At 71.2% G+C, this 14,204-nt stretch carries 13 protein-coding genes and 2 pseudogenes; 9 read left to right on the top strand and 6 right to left on the bottom strand.

Annotated features, from left to right (window positions below; genetic code table 11):
* Nucleotides 1–156: 156 nt before the first annotated feature.
* Nucleotides 157–471, top strand: coding sequence for a transposase (locus FHU40_RS26725; RefSeq protein WP_221200349.1), 315 nt, complete (start codon nt 157–159; stop codon nt 469–471).
* Here FHU40_RS26725 and FHU40_RS26720 read toward each other — a convergent pair.
* Nucleotides 390–794: pseudogene (locus FHU40_RS26720) on the bottom strand (transposase); the annotation flags it as partial. The gene FHU40_RS26725 and the pseudogene FHU40_RS26720 sit on opposite strands and share 82 nt — an antisense overlap.
* A 190-nt stretch (nt 795–984) precedes the next feature.
* On the opposite strand from FHU40_RS26720, the gene FHU40_RS26715 reads away from it, so the two are divergent.
* Nucleotides 985–1,968, top strand: coding sequence for a DnaJ-like cysteine-rich domain-containing protein (locus FHU40_RS26715; protein WP_183595560.1), 984 nt, complete (start codon nt 985–987; stop codon nt 1,966–1,968).
* Between the two features lie 34 nt (nt 1,969–2,002).
* Here the strand turns inward: FHU40_RS26715 and FHU40_RS26710 are convergent, their stop codons facing one another.
* A complete protein-coding gene (locus FHU40_RS26710) occupies nt 2,003–2,563 on the bottom strand; it encodes a hypothetical protein (RefSeq protein ID WP_183595559.1) in 561 nt (186 codons plus the stop codon).
* Nucleotides 2,564–2,853: 290 nt separating this feature from the next.
* Between FHU40_RS26710 and FHU40_RS26705 the strand changes: the two genes are divergently transcribed.
* Together FHU40_RS26705 and FHU40_RS26700 are read left to right on the top strand one after the other, a co-directional pair.
* Entirely contained in the window at nt 2,854–5,598 is a 2,745-nt protein-coding gene (locus tag FHU40_RS26705) for a DEAD/DEAH box helicase (RefSeq protein WP_343058076.1), read from the top strand.
* Nucleotides 5,595–6,254 carry an SWIM zinc finger family protein gene (locus FHU40_RS26700; protein ID WP_183595557.1) on the top strand — a complete coding sequence of 220 codons (660 nt, stop codon included), beginning with the start codon at nt 5,595–5,597 and terminating at the stop codon, nt 6,252–6,254. The genes FHU40_RS26705 and FHU40_RS26700 overlap by 4 nt, the downstream gene beginning before the upstream one ends.
* Nucleotides 6,255–6,287: 33 nt before the next feature.
* Here the strand turns inward: FHU40_RS26700 and FHU40_RS26695 are convergent, their stop codons facing one another.
* Genes FHU40_RS26695 through trxA (FHU40_RS26680) form a run of 4 tightly spaced genes read right to left on the bottom strand, consistent with a single transcriptional unit; the run spans nt 6,288 to nt 7,943 of the window.
* Nucleotides 6,288–6,845, bottom strand: coding sequence for an SACE_7040 family transcriptional regulator (locus tag FHU40_RS26695; RefSeq protein WP_183595556.1), 558 nt, complete (start codon nt 6,843–6,845; stop codon nt 6,288–6,290).
* A gap of 20 nt (nt 6,846–6,865) precedes the next feature.
* Nucleotides 6,866–7,252 carry a thioredoxin gene (gene trxA / locus FHU40_RS26690; RefSeq protein ID WP_183595555.1) on the bottom strand — a complete coding sequence of 129 codons (387 nt, stop codon included), beginning with the start codon at nt 7,250–7,252 and terminating at the stop codon, nt 6,866–6,868.
* 56 nt (nt 7,253–7,308) lie between these two features.
* Nucleotides 7,309–7,572, bottom strand: a complete 264-nt coding sequence (locus FHU40_RS26685) for a metal-sensitive transcriptional regulator (RefSeq protein ID WP_183595554.1) — start codon at nt 7,570–7,572, stop codon at nt 7,309–7,311.
* Nucleotides 7,572–7,943, bottom strand: coding sequence for a thioredoxin (gene trxA, locus FHU40_RS26680; RefSeq protein WP_183595553.1), 372 nt, complete (start codon nt 7,941–7,943; stop codon nt 7,572–7,574). Before trxA (FHU40_RS26680) ends, FHU40_RS26685 begins: the two co-directional genes overlap by 1 nt.
* Nucleotides 7,944–8,047: 104 nt before the next feature.
* On the opposite strand from trxA (FHU40_RS26680), the gene FHU40_RS26675 reads away from it, so the two are divergent.
* From FHU40_RS26675 to FHU40_RS26655, 5 genes and pseudogenes are all read left to right on the top strand, one after another.
* Nucleotides 8,048–10,198: an MMPL family transporter gene (locus tag FHU40_RS26675; RefSeq protein WP_183595552.1), complete on the top strand. Its 2,151-nt coding sequence runs from the start codon at nt 8,048–8,050 to the stop codon at nt 10,196–10,198.
* Nucleotides 10,199–10,239: 41 nt separating this feature from the next.
* Nucleotides 10,240–10,443, top strand: a complete 204-nt coding sequence (locus FHU40_RS26670) for a YgaP-like transmembrane domain (protein ID WP_183595551.1) — start codon at nt 10,240–10,242, stop codon at nt 10,441–10,443.
* Nucleotides 10,444–10,527: 84 nt separating this feature from the next.
* On the top strand, nt 10,528–12,060 hold the full coding sequence (locus tag FHU40_RS26665) for a carboxyl transferase domain-containing protein (protein ID WP_183595573.1): 1,533 nt from the start codon (nt 10,528–10,530) through the stop codon (nt 12,058–12,060).
* Complete coding sequence (locus tag FHU40_RS26660) at nt 12,060–13,874, top strand: acetyl/propionyl/methylcrotonyl-CoA carboxylase subunit alpha (RefSeq protein WP_183595550.1); 1,815 nt, start codon at nt 12,060–12,062, stop codon at nt 13,872–13,874. The genes FHU40_RS26665 and FHU40_RS26660 overlap by 1 nt, the downstream gene beginning before the upstream one ends.
* Nucleotides 13,867–14,204: pseudogene (locus tag FHU40_RS26655) on the top strand (hydroxymethylglutaryl-CoA lyase); the annotation flags it as partial. The gene FHU40_RS26660 and the pseudogene FHU40_RS26655, both read left to right, overlap by 8 nt.

Genomic DNA, 14,204 nt, shown 5'->3' with positions numbered 1-14,204 from the left:
CAACTCAACAACGCACTGCACACTGTCGTGCAGTCCGGATCTAGGGTCTGTTACGAAGTGGCTGGTGGGGTTTTGCGGCGTGGCGTCGGGACACGGGTGAGGCCTCCGCGGTAGCGCAGGTGGTGTCTACGCATCCACGCCACCGCAGGAGGCCTCATGTCCACGATAGATCCCTCGATCGATGCCGCGTCTCGTCACGACCTGACCGAGGAGCAGTGGGAGCTGCTCGAACCGCTACTGCCCACGCCGTCGCGTCCGGGGCGGCCTCGCCGATGGCCGTTGCGGCAACTGATCGACGGGATCCGGCACCGGACCCGGGTCGGCTGCCCGTGGCGAGACGTCCCGGACCGCTACGGGCCCTGGTGGCGGATCTACGCACTGTTCGCGTGCTGGCACTTGCTGATCCCGGCATCGGCGCCCATCGCCTCGACGAGGTCGTCGACCGAACGGGTGCTGACGCCGTGGACGTAGGCCTCCATCACCACCGCATACAGCGCCTGGTCGATCCGCCGCCGTGGTTCCAAGATCGAGGGGAAGAACGAGCCCTTGCGGAGTTTGGGGATCCGCAGCTCGACATCACCGGCCTTCGTGGTGAGCATCCGCGGGCGGTGCCCGTTCCGCTCGGTGGTACGGGACTCGGTGCGCTCATAGGGTGCGGCGCCGATCCGCTCGGTCGCCTCGATCTCGATCAACTCCTGCAACGCGACCCGCACCGAGTCACGGATCAGATCCACGCCATCACCGGCACGGAACGCCTCGAGCAACTCGGACAGGGCAGACTGGGGTAGGGCCATCGGTGGACTCCTCTTCGATGTGTGCTTGGCCGTTCACACCGAAGATCTCGCCGATGGCCCCCTCACGTACGGAGCCCCGCCGTCCTACCCAAACCCCACCACTCCACGGGACGCTCACCCGGCGAAGGATTCTCAACGCGGGCGTGGCGAATTTTGGGTGCGGCCGGAGTTGTGGGCGTAGCCTTCACGCGTGAGAACGGAGGAGCCTTCAACAGATGCGGATGCGGCGCCGTTTGAGTGGCGGGGTCTCTTCGTGTCAGCCCAAAGATTCGCTCAAGCATGCGTCGACAACTACTCCGTGCGAGATGCGCCCTTCTTCTTTCTCCACGCTGGTGCGAGCGTCGAGCTTGCAGTTAAGGCGGCTCTGTGCAAGGCATCGCCCGTCCTTCTCCTAGAGGGTGGTAACCGCTTTAAGGACGTATCGCTCCTTCGGCTCGCGGGCTTGCGACCCACCAGACAGCGAGACGAGCAAGTGTTCACGGTGGGCTTCGAGTCGGCCATCAGACGCCTGCAGTTGTTGTATGGAGACGGCGTACTGGGCGTCGGACCCGATGGCCTCGCAGCTCTAAAGGCCGCTCGTGACGTCACAGCGCATGGCGGCCAGGTCAGCGAATCTACCGGCGACGCCCTCTTCCGGGTGCTCGTCACACTAGGCACGATTCAGAACGCCCTGGCACAGCGACTCGACTCCACGCCAGAGGAGTTCTGGGGCGCTGCGTGGCCAACAGTCGAGAAGGCCCTTAGACAACGCCAGGACGACATCAAGCAACAACTCGCGGTGTCCTACGCGGCAGCTCGCAAGCGGTTCGCCGAGCGCACCCGGGATCTGGATGAAGAGGCCATCGATCGACTGCTGGAACAAGCCGGCGACCGCGTCAATCCAAGCAAGAACGTGATGCCGCGCCAATGCCCGGTCTGCTCGGGCAAGGGACTATCGGTCGAGCGTCCGGAGCAGCGGGTCGCCAATCGGCGCAGTGGCACGACGGTGATACACGGCTGGATGGCTACCAACTTCACCTGTCCGGTGTGTCACCTCACCTTGGAGTCGGAGGCACTTGTCAACGCGGCCCCTGACTTCGAGGCGTGGGAGTCCGCTGACGAGCACGACCTCTTGGAAATCTGGCAAGAGGATATGGCTGCTCTCGACAGCCATGACACCGAGGACTTCACCTAGGCACGCGGTGCCAGGACGCAACGATCCTCGGCCGTCAGCCAGCGATTCGAGAGCCGGTCAGTATGCCCTGTTCGATGCTCCTGCGTATTGTCCCTCGAAGTTCCCGGATGAAGTGCTCCACATCGCCAGTGAACTGCCACAGCGATAGATCGTGCGTCATGTTGGGGCGAACCTTCATTCGCTCGTGGCGGTCGTAGTCGCCGTGCAGTAGTCCGCCGTAGATCAGATCTTCGATGATCTCAGGTGCGGTCGTCTCGACCCCTTCGCCCTCAACCGTGCGAATTGCAAGGCCGAGCCCGCGGAAGCCGTCTCGGTAGCTGTCCACGTTCGCGGCCAGTGTCGGGTCAGTTAGGCAGTTGGTGGCCGAATCGAGAACTTTCGGTACGTAGACCTCATCCCTCTTTCCTATCGCGAACTTTCGAAGGGCCATCGCCCGCACAACTCGCGCCCACCGATCGGGCGCGGGCGCATGAGAGAACGGAACCAGTTGCAGACTCGGCTCCGCCATCGGAAAGGCATCGGCCAGGTCGTCGTACTCATCGACCAGTTCGCAGAAGAGTTCGATCCGCGCAAAGTCGGTAGGCGGGCTACTCACATGGCGAACGCTAGTCGTGAAATTGTGAGGGTGTCGTCGGTCCAGCGGGTAGTCGACGCGCATGCGTCCTGGCTGTCGCCGTACTCCGTCCACCGGTTGGTCGCCCCGTACGGGTTCCGCTGTACCGAACCTGTGGTCAGACGGCGTGCGGCGGTTGCCGCAAAGTTGGGGTGGGTTGCGCTGATGACGTGACCTCGATGCGGCGGCATGCTGTCCGCCGCCGCCCATCGTGATCGGACCGGTGCCTGCGCCCCGTGTGAGGTCGTGTGCCTGACACCGCGGGAGAGCGCGTGCTCAGGCACACGACCCGGGCGCTGTCGGGGCCGCGGGCTACGTTCTACGTCGTGTCCTTCGTCCCGCTCACCGGCCCCGCGACGTTCCGGGCGGGCGAGCCGCCGCGGGAGGGGGTCGTGGAGTTCAGCGACGCCCGGCGCACCGTGGCGCTGCCGATCCGGGCGGCGCTGCCGGTGCTCACCAAGGCGCGCAGCCGTGACGACCTGCACCCGAGCGTCGGGCTGCTGAGCGGGGCGGCGCTGCTGGGGATGCGGCTGGTGGCGGCGGGCAAGTTCGCGCCGGCCGCGGCGGGGGACGGCGGCCCGCCGAGCTGGCGGGTGAGCGGCCTCGACGCCGACGACGAGGACCGGATCGAGATGCTCTCGCGGGCCCAGCGCGACGACGAGCGGGTGGTGCGCGACCTGATCGACGCGGTCGTCGACGCGATGCCCCGGCAGCCCCCGGTGGAGGTGCCCGAGCGCAGGCCGGTGGCGCCGCGGGGCCCGACGTTCGAGGAGCGGCTGCAGTCCCGGCTGGCCCGGCACCGCCGGGTGGAGGCGGGCGACCTGCCGCACCTGGTGCGGCTCTCCCTCCGGGTGGAGGCCGACGAGGAGGAGCTGATCGCGGGCGCCGTACGCCTCGTGCCCCAGGCGCACGACGAGCAGAACCCGCTGCACCTGTGCGACCTGGCGGTGCTCTGGACCCACGGCTCCGACGAGCACGGCTTCGGCGACCGCGCACGGACCCACGCCACGATCGCGCTGCGGGCCGCTGCCGACGCGTGGCCGGTGCTCGACCGGCTGCTCGAGCTGCGGGTGCCCGACCAGATCGTGCTCGACACCGACGAGCTGGTCAGCCTGCTCGACGAGGGGGTCGGCGCGCTGCGCGAGCGCGGCGTCGACGTGCTGTGGCCGCGCAGCCTGGGCCGCGACCTGAGCGCCACTGCGACGCTCGACCGCGCCGCGCCGTCAGGGGCACGAGAAGAGCCGCTCAACGAGCCGCTGCTCGGCACCGAGTCGCTCTTCGCGTTCAAGTGGCAGGTGGCCCTGCACGGCGACCCGCTCACCGAGGCGGAGATGGACCAGCTGGCGTCGTCGGCCACGCCGCTGATGCGGCTGCGCGGTAACTGGACGGTCGTCGACCCGGCGATCGTCCGGAAGGCCCGCAAGCGGCTGCTGCGCACCGTGCGCCCGGCCGAGGCGGTCGCGGCCGCCCTGACCGGAGTGGTCCAGGTCGGGCCGCAGGACGCCGCCCAGGAGCAGGTGATCGTCGGCGCCAGCCTGCTCCAGGTCCGCGAGCGGCTGCTCACCGCCGCGACCCGGGAGCCGGTCGAGCCACCCGAGGCGCTGGCGGCGACGCTGCGCGACTACCAGCGGCACGGGCTGACCTGGCTGGCCGAGCTCACCTCGCTCGGCCTCGGCGCCTGCCTCGCCGACGACATGGGGCTCGGCAAGACGATCACGCTGATCGCGCTGCACCTGCACCGCCGCGAGCGCGGGGCGACCGGCCCGACGCTCGTGGTCTGCCCGGCCAGCCTGCTCGGCAACTGGGAGGACGAGGTACGCCGCTTCGCCCCCGGTACGCCGGTGGTGCGCTTCCACGGCAGCGCCCGCGAGCTCGAGGGCGCGGGTGACGGGTTCGTGCTGACGACGTACGGCACCATGCAGCGCGACGCCGAACGGCTCGCGGAGGTGGCGTGGGACCTGGTCGTCGCCGACGAGGCCCAGCACGTCAAGAACCCGCGCACCGCCACCTCGCGGGCGCTGCGCTCGATCCCGAGCCGGGCGCGGGTGGCGCTGACCGGCACGCCGGTCGAGAACAACCTCACCGAGCTGTGGGCGATCCTCGACTGGGCGATTCCGGGCCTGCTCGGCAGCCGCAACGCCTTCCGCAAGGTGTGGGCCGGACCGATCGAGTCGGGCCGCGAGCCGAGCAAGGCCAAGCAGTTCGCCGACCTGATCGGGCCGTTCCTGCTGCGCCGCCGCAAGTCCGACCCGGGCATCGCGCCGGAGCTGCCGGCGAAGACCGAGACCGACCACCGCGTGGGGCTGACCCGCGAGCAGGTGGTGCTCTACGAGTCGTTCGTGCGCGACATCATGGAGCGCATCGAGCGCTCCGACGAGGACACCCGACGCGGCCTCGTGCTCAAGCTGCTCACCGGCCTGAAGCAGATCTGCAACCACCCGGCGCACTTCCTCAAGCAGTCGGCGGTTCGGCTCCCGGGCCGTTCGCAGAAGATCGACCTGCTCGACGAGCTGCTCGGCACCGTGCTCGCCGAGGACGGCGCTGCGCTGGTCTTCACCCAGTACGTCGCGATGGCCCGGCTCCTCGAGTCGCACCTCGCGCGGGCCGGCGTACCCCACCAGCTGCTGCACGGCGGCACACCGGTGCGCGAGCGCGAGGCGATGGTGCGGCGCTTCCAGGGCGGTGAGGCGTCGGTCTTCCTGCTCTCGCTCAAGGCCGGCGGCACCGGGCTCAACCTGACCCGCGCCGACCACGTGATCCACGTCGACCGCTGGTGGAACCCCGCCGTCGAGGAGCAGGCCACCGACCGCGCCTACCGGATCGGCCAGACCCGCCCGGTGCAGGTGCACCGGATGATCACGCGCGGCACGATCGAGGAGCGGATCGCCGAGATGCTGGGCCGCAAGCGGGCGCTGGCCGACGCCGTGCTCGGCCGCGGCGAGGCGGCGCTGACCGAGCTCAGCAACGACGAGCTCCGCGAGCTCGTGACCCTGCGGCCGGAGGCCGCCGACGAATGACCGGAGCGATCCTGCACCCCCGGGTCCCGGCGCGCCGCGGCGGCGTCCGCGCCACCACCTGGTGGGGCAAGGCCTGGGTCCGGGCCGTCGAGGAGGCGGCGTACGCCGAGGCGGACGCCCGGGCGGCGCGGGCGCTCGCCCGGGGCGGTCATGTCGGGCAGATCGCGACCGAGCCGGGGCGCTACGTCGCGTCGGTCGACGACGCGCGCGGGCTCTGGACGGTCGAGGGCTCCCTGCCGGTGCTCGACGACGCCGGACTGGCCGCGCTCGTGGAGACCGTCGCTGCCGAGGCCGGCCGGATCGCCGCGCTGCTCGCCGGCGACCTCCCCCACGACCTGGTCGAGCAGGCGGAGGAGTCCGGGGCCGAGCTGCTGCCGAGCGGCTTCGAGCTCGGCTCGGCCTGCGGGTGCGACCACTGGGCCGACCCCTGCGTGCACGCGCTCGCCGTGCTCTCCCAGCTGGCGTGGCTGCTCGACGCCGACCCGTTCGTGCTCTTCCAACTGCGCGGACTGCCCCGCGACGAGCTGCTGGCGCGCCTGCACGCGCGGCAGTCCGCCGCGTCGACCGGCGCCGACCCCGATCTCGACCTGGACCTCGACCTGGCGGTCGAGGCCGCGTTGTACGCCGCGCGGCTGCTGGAGGCGGATGACGGGTAGCCGGCGCCGACGCCTGACCGGCGGGCGAGCCGCTCAGCCGCGGAGCGCCCCGAGCGCCATCCGGGTGAGCAGGTCCCGCATCCGCGGGTCGGCGAGCAGGCCGCTGTGCGGCGTGGAGTTGATCAGCCCGAACGCCGCGTGCGCCATCGCCCGCGCGGCGGACAGGTCGAGCGCGGGGTCGAGCCCGCGGAGCTGGGTGGCCCACAGGTCGACGTACTCGCGCTGCAGGCTGCGCACCTGCTCGCGCGCGTCGGCGGGCAGCGACTCCCAGTCGCGGTCCTGGACCACGATCAGCGGCCGGTGCCGCAGCGCGAAGTCGACGTGCCACGCGACCAGCGCCTCGAGCGCCGCGTCGGGCCCCTGGGCGTCGGCCACCCGCTGCCGGCCGACCCGGAGCAGCTCCTCGCTGATCGAGACCAGCATCTCGGCGAGCATCGCCTGCTTGGAGTCGAAGTGCTTGTAGAGCGCCGGGCCGGAGATCCCGCACGCGGCGCCGAGGTCGGCGACCGACACCCCGTGGTAGCCGCGAGACGCGAACAGCCCCGCCGCGGTCTCGAGGATCTGACTGCGTCGATCCGTGGGGCGGCTCATGCCGCCAAGGTTAGAGGTTGTTAACCCTGCTCGTTCGGCTGCTCTCCCGAATCCTGGGCCTCGATCTGACGGCGTACGTCGTCCATGTCGAGGTCCTTGACCGCCGTGATCACCTGCTCGAGCGCGGGCGCGGGCAGGGCGCCGGGCTGGGCGAAGACCAGGATGCCGTCGCGGAAGGCCATCAGCATCGGGATCGAGGTGATCTGGGCGGCCGCCGCGAGGGACTGCTCCGCCTCGGTGTCGACCTTGCCGAAGACCACGTCGTCGTGCCGCTCGGCGGCGGCCTCGAAGACCGGGGCGAACTGGCGGCACGGGCCGCACCAGGACGCCCAGAAGTCCACGAGCACGATGTCGTTCTCGACGACGGTCTGCTCGAAGGTGTCGGCGGTCAGGGCGGTGGTGGTCATGCTTCGGACAACGAGCGGCGAGCGCCCAGCATTCCGCCGGGCGGCTCGGCCGCTCCTCACGCGAGGGAGAGGAAGAGCTTCTCCATCTTCTTCACGTCCATCCCCTCGAGGCCGTCGCCGGCGGTCAGGCACTGCTGGAGGCCGGTGGCGACGATCGCGAACCCGGCCCGGTCGAGGGCCTTGGAGACGGCGGCCAGCTGGGTCACGACGTCCTCGCACTCCCGGCCCTCCTCGAGCATCCGGAGCACGCCGTCGAGCTGGCCGCGCGCGCGCTTGATGCGGTTGATGACCGAGGTCATCTCGGTCGGGTCGAGCTCCATCAGCCCTCCTGGCCCTGCTGCGCCGCGACCTGGGCGCGGACGTCGTCCATGTCGAGCTCCTTGACGGCGGTGATCACCTGCTCGAGCGCCGGTGCGGGCAGGGCGCCGGGCTGGTTGAAGACCAGGATGCCGTCGCGGAAGGCCATCAGCGTCGGGATCGAGGTGATCTGGGCGGCCGCCGCGAGCGACTGCTCCGCCTCGGTGTCGACCTTGCCGAACACGACGTCCGGGTGGGCCTCGGACGCGGCCTCGAAGACCGGCGCGAACTGGCGGCACGGGCCGCACCAGGACGCCCAGAAGTCCACGAACACGATGCCGTCGCCGGTCACGGTCGCCTCGAAGTCGGCGGTGGTCAGGGTGGTGGTGCTCATCTCTCTCCTTGGATCGGTCCGGGTTTGACGATACCCCCGGGGGTGTTAACGTGTGCAACCGAATATACCCCCAGGGGTATTCCTTGGGAGAGAAGGGGAAGCGCATGACCTCCATCCACGACCGGGTCGTCGTCTCGGCGACGGCCCGGCCCGGCCCGCTCGGACGACTCGGCCTCGCCGTGCTCCGACATGCCCGGCTGACGGCGCTCCTCTGGGTCGTCCTCGTCGTCGGGCTCGGCATCTTCGCGCCGCGGGTGGAGGCCGAGCTCTCCGGCGCCGGCTGGCAGGCCGACTCCTCCGACTCCGTCGCCGCCCGCGAGCTCGCGCAGGAGCACTTCGGCGGGAACGCCAGCTCCGCCCTCCAGGTGGTCGTCCACGACCCCGACGGTCGGGTCACCGAGGGCGACGGCGCCGCGGTCCTCGCCGAGGCCACGGCGCTCCTCGAGGAGGACGTCCGGATCGCGCAGGTGATCCAGCCGCAGCCGGGGGCGACGCTGAGCGAGGACGGGCACACCGCGGTCCTGCTCGCCGGCGCCGACGCGTCCACGGACGACATGGTGCGGGCGGCCAAGGACCTGACCGAGCCGCTCCAGGAGCTCGCGACCGGCTCGGTCCAGGTGCATCCGACCGGCGCCTCCCAGCTCTGGGCCGACTTCAACGAGGCGAACCTCGAGGCGATGCTGACGTCGGAGATGATCTCCTGGCCGGTGACGCTCGCGATCCTGGTGCTGGCCTTCGGCGCGCTCGTCGCCGCCGGACTCCCGCTGCTGCTCACCCTGGCCGGGCTGGTCGCCTCGGCCGGCTCGCTGGTGCTGATCAACCAGTTCGTGCCGGTCTCGATCTGGGCGATGAACTTCGCGATGATGTTCGCGCTCGCCCTCGGCATCGACTACGCCCTGTTCCTCGTCGTCCGCTACCGCGCCGCCCGGATGGGGCGCGAGCGGTCGGTCGCCGACGCCGTCGCCGAGACCATGGACACCGCCGGCAAGGCCGTGCTGCTCTCCGGCCTCACCGTGCTCGTGTCGCTCTCGGCGGTGATGCTCGTGCCGTCGCCGGCGTTCCGCTCGATGGCCGGCGGCATCATGCTCGCCGTAGTCTTCGTGCTCGCGGCCACGCTGACGCTGCTGCCGCTGGTGCTCGCGAAGCTCGACCTGCGCATCAACAAGCTCGCCCTGAAGTGGGTGCACGGCGGCGAGCACCGCTCGCCCCGCTTCGCCCGGTGGGGCGAGCGCCTCTGGAGCAAGCCGTGGCGCTACGGCCTCGGCTCGCTGGTCGTGCTGTTCGCCCTGGCCGCCCCGATCCTCGGCCTGCAGACCGCGATGCCCTCCATCAAGGTGCTGCCGGACGACGCCAGCGCACGGGTCGGCTACGACACGGTCCAGACGGCGTTCGGTGACGGCGCCCCGGGCACCCTGCAGGTCGTGGTCGACGCCGACGACGCGGACGACGCCGCCGAGGTGCTCGCCGCCGACGTCGGCATCGCCGGCGCCATGCCCGGACAGCCGGCCGCGGACGACAGCGGTCTGGTGCTGATCTCGGCCGTGCCGACCGTCGACCCGTCGGATCCGGCGATCGGGGACACCGTCGACCGGCTGCGCGCCGACCTCCCGCCCTCGGCGTACGTCGGCGGCGCGGCGGTCGAGAACCTCGACCTGAAGGCCCAGCTCGACGAGTCGACGCCGTTGGTCCTGGGCGTGATCCTCGGGCTCGGCTTCCTGCTCCTGCTCGTCGCGCTGCAGGCGCCGCTGATCGCGCTGCTCGGCACGCTCGCCAGCCTGCTGTCCACCGCGGCGGCGTTCGGGGTGGCGCGCCTGGTCTTCCAGGAGGGCTGGGGCAGCGGCCTGCTCGGCTTCGAGCACCAGGGGTTCCTCGACGCCTGGGCGCCGGTCTTCTTCTTCGCGATGATCTTCGCGATCGCGATGGACTACACCGTGTTCCTGCTCGCCTCCGCCAAGGAGCACTTCGAGCGGTCCGGCGACCCGCGCGAGGCGATGGTCGGCGCGATGGCGCACTCCGGCCGGGTGATCTTCGCGGCGGCCGCCGTCATGGTCGCGGTGTTCTTCACCTTCGCCCTGTCCGGACCGCTGCCGCCCAAGGAGATGGGCATCGTGCTCGGCGTCGCCGTCCTGCTCGACGCCTTCCTGGTCCGGCTCGTCCTGCTGCCGGTCCTGCTCCGCCTGACCGGGCGGGCCGCGTGGTGGTCGCCGCGCTGGCTGCGCCGCGCCCTTCCCGACATCCGGTTCAGCCACGGCTGACCCGACGAGAGGAGATCCCCATGTGTCGTCCCGTCCCTGGCGTGAACCTGGACCGTGCCGTCCTCGCCCTCGCCGGCAGCATGGTCCTGGTGAGCGCGCTGCTGGTCGCCGTGCTGTCGCCGTGGTGGCTGTTGCTGACGGCCTTCGTCGGCCTCAACCTGCTCCAGTCGAGCATCACCGGCTTCTGTCCGGCCGCGCTGCTCTTCCGGCGCCTCGGGCTCTCGGCGGGCTGCGCCTTCCGCTGAGCCGTCCCCGTCGAGGGGTCCACCGGTCGCCGCGACCGGTGGACCCGCTGGTTAACGATCGCTAACCTTGGTTCCGTGAGCCACATGAAGGAGCTGGTGGACGAGCTGCGCGAGCGGCTGGCGATCGCCCGGCTGGGCGGCAGCGAGGCGGCCCGCGCCAAGCACACCGACCGAGGCAAGCTGCTGGTGCGCGACCGGGTCGACCGGCTGCTCGACCCGGGCAGCCCGTTCCTCGAGCTGAGCCCGCTGGCGGCGTACGACATGTACGGCGGGGCCGTGCCGGCGGCCGGCGTCGTCACCGGCATCGGCCGGGTGAGCGGGCGCGAGGTCGTGGTCGTCGCCAACGACGCCACCGTCAAGGGCGGCACCTACTACCCGATGACGGTCAAGAAGCACCTGCGCGCGCAGACGGTCGCGAGCGACAACCACCTGCCGTGCGTCTACCTCGTCGACTCCGGTGGCGCGTTCCTGCCGATGCAGGACGAGGTCTTCCCCGACCGCGAGCACTTCGGCCGGATCTTCTTCAACCAGGCCAACCTGTCCGCGCGCGGCATCCCGCAGATCGCCAGCGTGATGGGCTCGTGCACCGCCGGCGGCGCCTACGTGCCGGCGATGTCGGACGAGACCGTGATCGTGCGCAACCAGGGCACGATCTTCCTCGGCGGCCCGCCGCTGGTGAAGGCCGCGACCGGCGAGGTCGTCACGGCCGAGGAGCTCGGCGGCGGCGACGTGCACGCGCGTACGTCGGGCGTGGTCGACCACCTCGCCGAGGACGACGCCCACGCGCTCGCGATCGTGCGCAGCATCGTCGGCACCCTGCCGCGGGGTGGTGGTTTCGAGACGGGCGCAGAACGCCCTCCTCAACCACCGATCGACGTCGAGGAGCCGCACGAGGACCCGTCGGGGCTCTACGACGTCGTGCCGGCCGACACCCGCACGCCGTACGACGTGCGGGAGGTGATCCGGCGGATCGTCGACGGCAGCCGCTTCCACGAGTTCAAGCGGCTGTACGGCGAGACGCTGGTGACCGGGTTCGCGCACGTGTGGGGCCACCAGGTCGGCATCGTGGCCAACAACGGCATCCTCTTCAGCGAGTCCGCGCTCAAGGGGGCGCACTTCATCGAGCTGTGCAACCAGCGCGGCATCCCGCTGGTGTTCCTCCAGAACATCTCCGGCTTCATGGTCGGCAAGGAGTACGAGAACGGCGGCATCGCCAAGGACGGCGCCAAGCTCGTCACCGCGGTCGCCTGCTCGGTCGTCCCGAAGTTCACCGTCGTCATCGGGGGCTCGTTCGGCGCCGGCAACTACGGCATGTGCGGCCGCGCCTACGACCCGCGCTTCCTGTGGATGTGGCCCAACGCCCGCATCTCCGTGATGGGCGGTGAGCAGGCCGCGTCGGTGCTCGCCACCGTCGCCGGCCGGCCCGACGACGAGGACCTCAAGGCCCCGATCCGCGAGCAGTACGAGACCCAGGGCTCGCCGTACTACGCCACCGCCCGTCTCTGGGACGACGGGATCATCGACCCCGCCGACACCCGCCGGGTGCTCGGGCTCGGCCTCGCGGTGGCCGCCAACGCGCCCGTCCCCGCGCCGTCGTACGGTGTCTGGAGAATGTGATGATCGAGTCCGTCTTCATCGCCAACCGCGGCGAGATCGCCGCCCGGGTCGCCCGCACCTGCCACCGGCTCGGCATCGCAGCCACCACCAGCAGCGGCGACTACCTCGACGTCGAGGCGCAGATCGCGCAGGCGCTGGCCGCCGGTGCCGACGCGGTGCACCCCGGATACGGATTCCTCTCGGAGAACCCGGCCTTCGCCCGCGCCGTCACCGCCGCCGGCCTGACCTGGATCGGCCCGCCGCCCGAGGCGATGGAGGCGATGGCCCGCAAGGACCACGCCCGCGAGATCGCCGTGGCCGCCGGCGTCCCGGTCGTGCCGTCGTACGAGCTCGGGGGTTTCGAGACGGGCGCAGAACGCCCTCCTCAACCACCGATCTCGTTCCCCGTGCTCGTGAAGGCCGCCGCCGGCGGCGGTGGCAAGGGCATGCGCATCGTCCGCGAGCAGGCCGAGCTCGCGGAGGCCACGGCCGCCGCGGCCCGCGAGGCCAGGAGCGCGTTCGGCGACGACACCCTGCTCATCGAGAAGTACGTCGAGCGCGGCCGCCACATCGAGGTCCAGGTCATGGCCGACGCCCACGGCGGCGTCGTCCACCTCTTCGAGCGGGACTGCTCCACTCAGCGCCGGCACCAGAAGGTGCTGGAGGAGGCCCCCGCCCCGACGATCACGCCGGAGATCCGCGAGCTCGTCACGTCGAGCGCGGTCGCCTTGGCCAAACAGGTTGGGTATCGCAACGCCGGCACCGTGGAGTTCCTGCTCGACCCTGAGGCAAACGGGGGCGCCGGCGAGGCCTACTTCCTGGAGATGAACACGCGCCTCCAGGTCGAGCACCCGGTCACCGAGCTGATCACCGGGCTGGACCTCGTCGAGCTGCAGCTCCGCGTCGCCGCGGGCGAGCCGCTGCCGATCACCCAGGACGACGTCACCGTCAGCGGCCACGCCATCGAGGCCCGGGTGTACGCCGAGGACTCGTTCGGCGGCTTCCTGCCCCAGGCCGGCCGGGCGACGTACGTGCGCTGGCCCGACGGTGGTGTCGAGACAGGCGCTAGCGCGCCTTCCTCAACCACCGTGCGGGTCGACCAGGCGCTGGAGAGCGGGCAGGTCGTGAGCACGGCGTACGACCCCATGCTCGGCAAGGTCATCGCCCACGGAGCCACCCGCGAGGAGGCCCGGTCCGCGCTGGTCGACGCGCTCGACGCGACCGCGATCCTCGGGCTGACCACCAACACCGGCTTCCTGCGGGTGCTGGTGGCGAGCGACGAGTTCCGCGACGCCACGATCGACACGACCTGGCTGGACCGCCACGACGTACCCGCCCCGGACCCCGCCGAGGCCCGTCGGCTGGCGGCGTGGGCGGTCTTCCGCGCCCGGCCCGAGGACGACGGACCGTTCCGCTCCGACGGGTTCCGCCTCGGCGCGGCGCCGGCGCCGGTGGTCATCGACCTCGACGAGCGGGTGCGGCTGACCGGGCCGGAGCCGCACGACCTGCCGGTGGCCGACGTCCGGTCCGACCGGGTCGAGGTGGTGCACCAGGGCCAGCGGTTCGTGTTCGAGCGGCCCGACGTCTTCGGCGACCACGCCGCCGACCCGGGCGACGGCGTGATCATCGCCCCGATGCCCGGCACCGTCCTCGACGTCCGGGTCGCCGAGGGGGACCGCGTCGAGGCCGGCCAGGTGCTCCTCGTGCTCGAGGCGATGAAGATGGAGCTGTCCCTGAAGGCGCCGTTCGACGGCACGGTCGACGGCCTGGCCGCCTCGACCGGGTCGCAGGTCGCGCTCGGCGCCACCCTGATGGAGGTGCAGCCGCATGCATGAGCTCCCGATGCCGGTCCGCCAGGACGGACTCCCCGACCGGGTGACGATCTACGAGGTCGGCCCCCGCGACGGGCTGCAGAACGAGAAGGCGCTCGTGCCCACCGGAGTCAAGGTGGAGTTCGTGCAGCGGCTGCTGGCCGCCGGACTGCCGATCGTCGAGGCCACCAGCTTCGTGCACCCGACGTGGGTACCGCAGCTCGCCGACGCCGCCGACCTGATGGGGCTGCTCGGCGAGGCCGGCCGCGACTGCCCGGTGCTGGTGCCCAACGAGCGCGGCCTCGACCGGGCCCTCGAGCTCGGCGCCCGGCACATCGCGATCTTCGGCTCCGC

This window comes from Nocardioides soli, from assembly GCF_014191495.1.
Classification (GTDB): Bacteria; Actinomycetota; Actinomycetes; order Propionibacteriales; family Nocardioidaceae; genus Nocardioides; species Nocardioides soli.
Note: the sequence above shows the minus strand (reverse complement) of the source record. Positions and strands in the feature narration are given on the sequence as shown.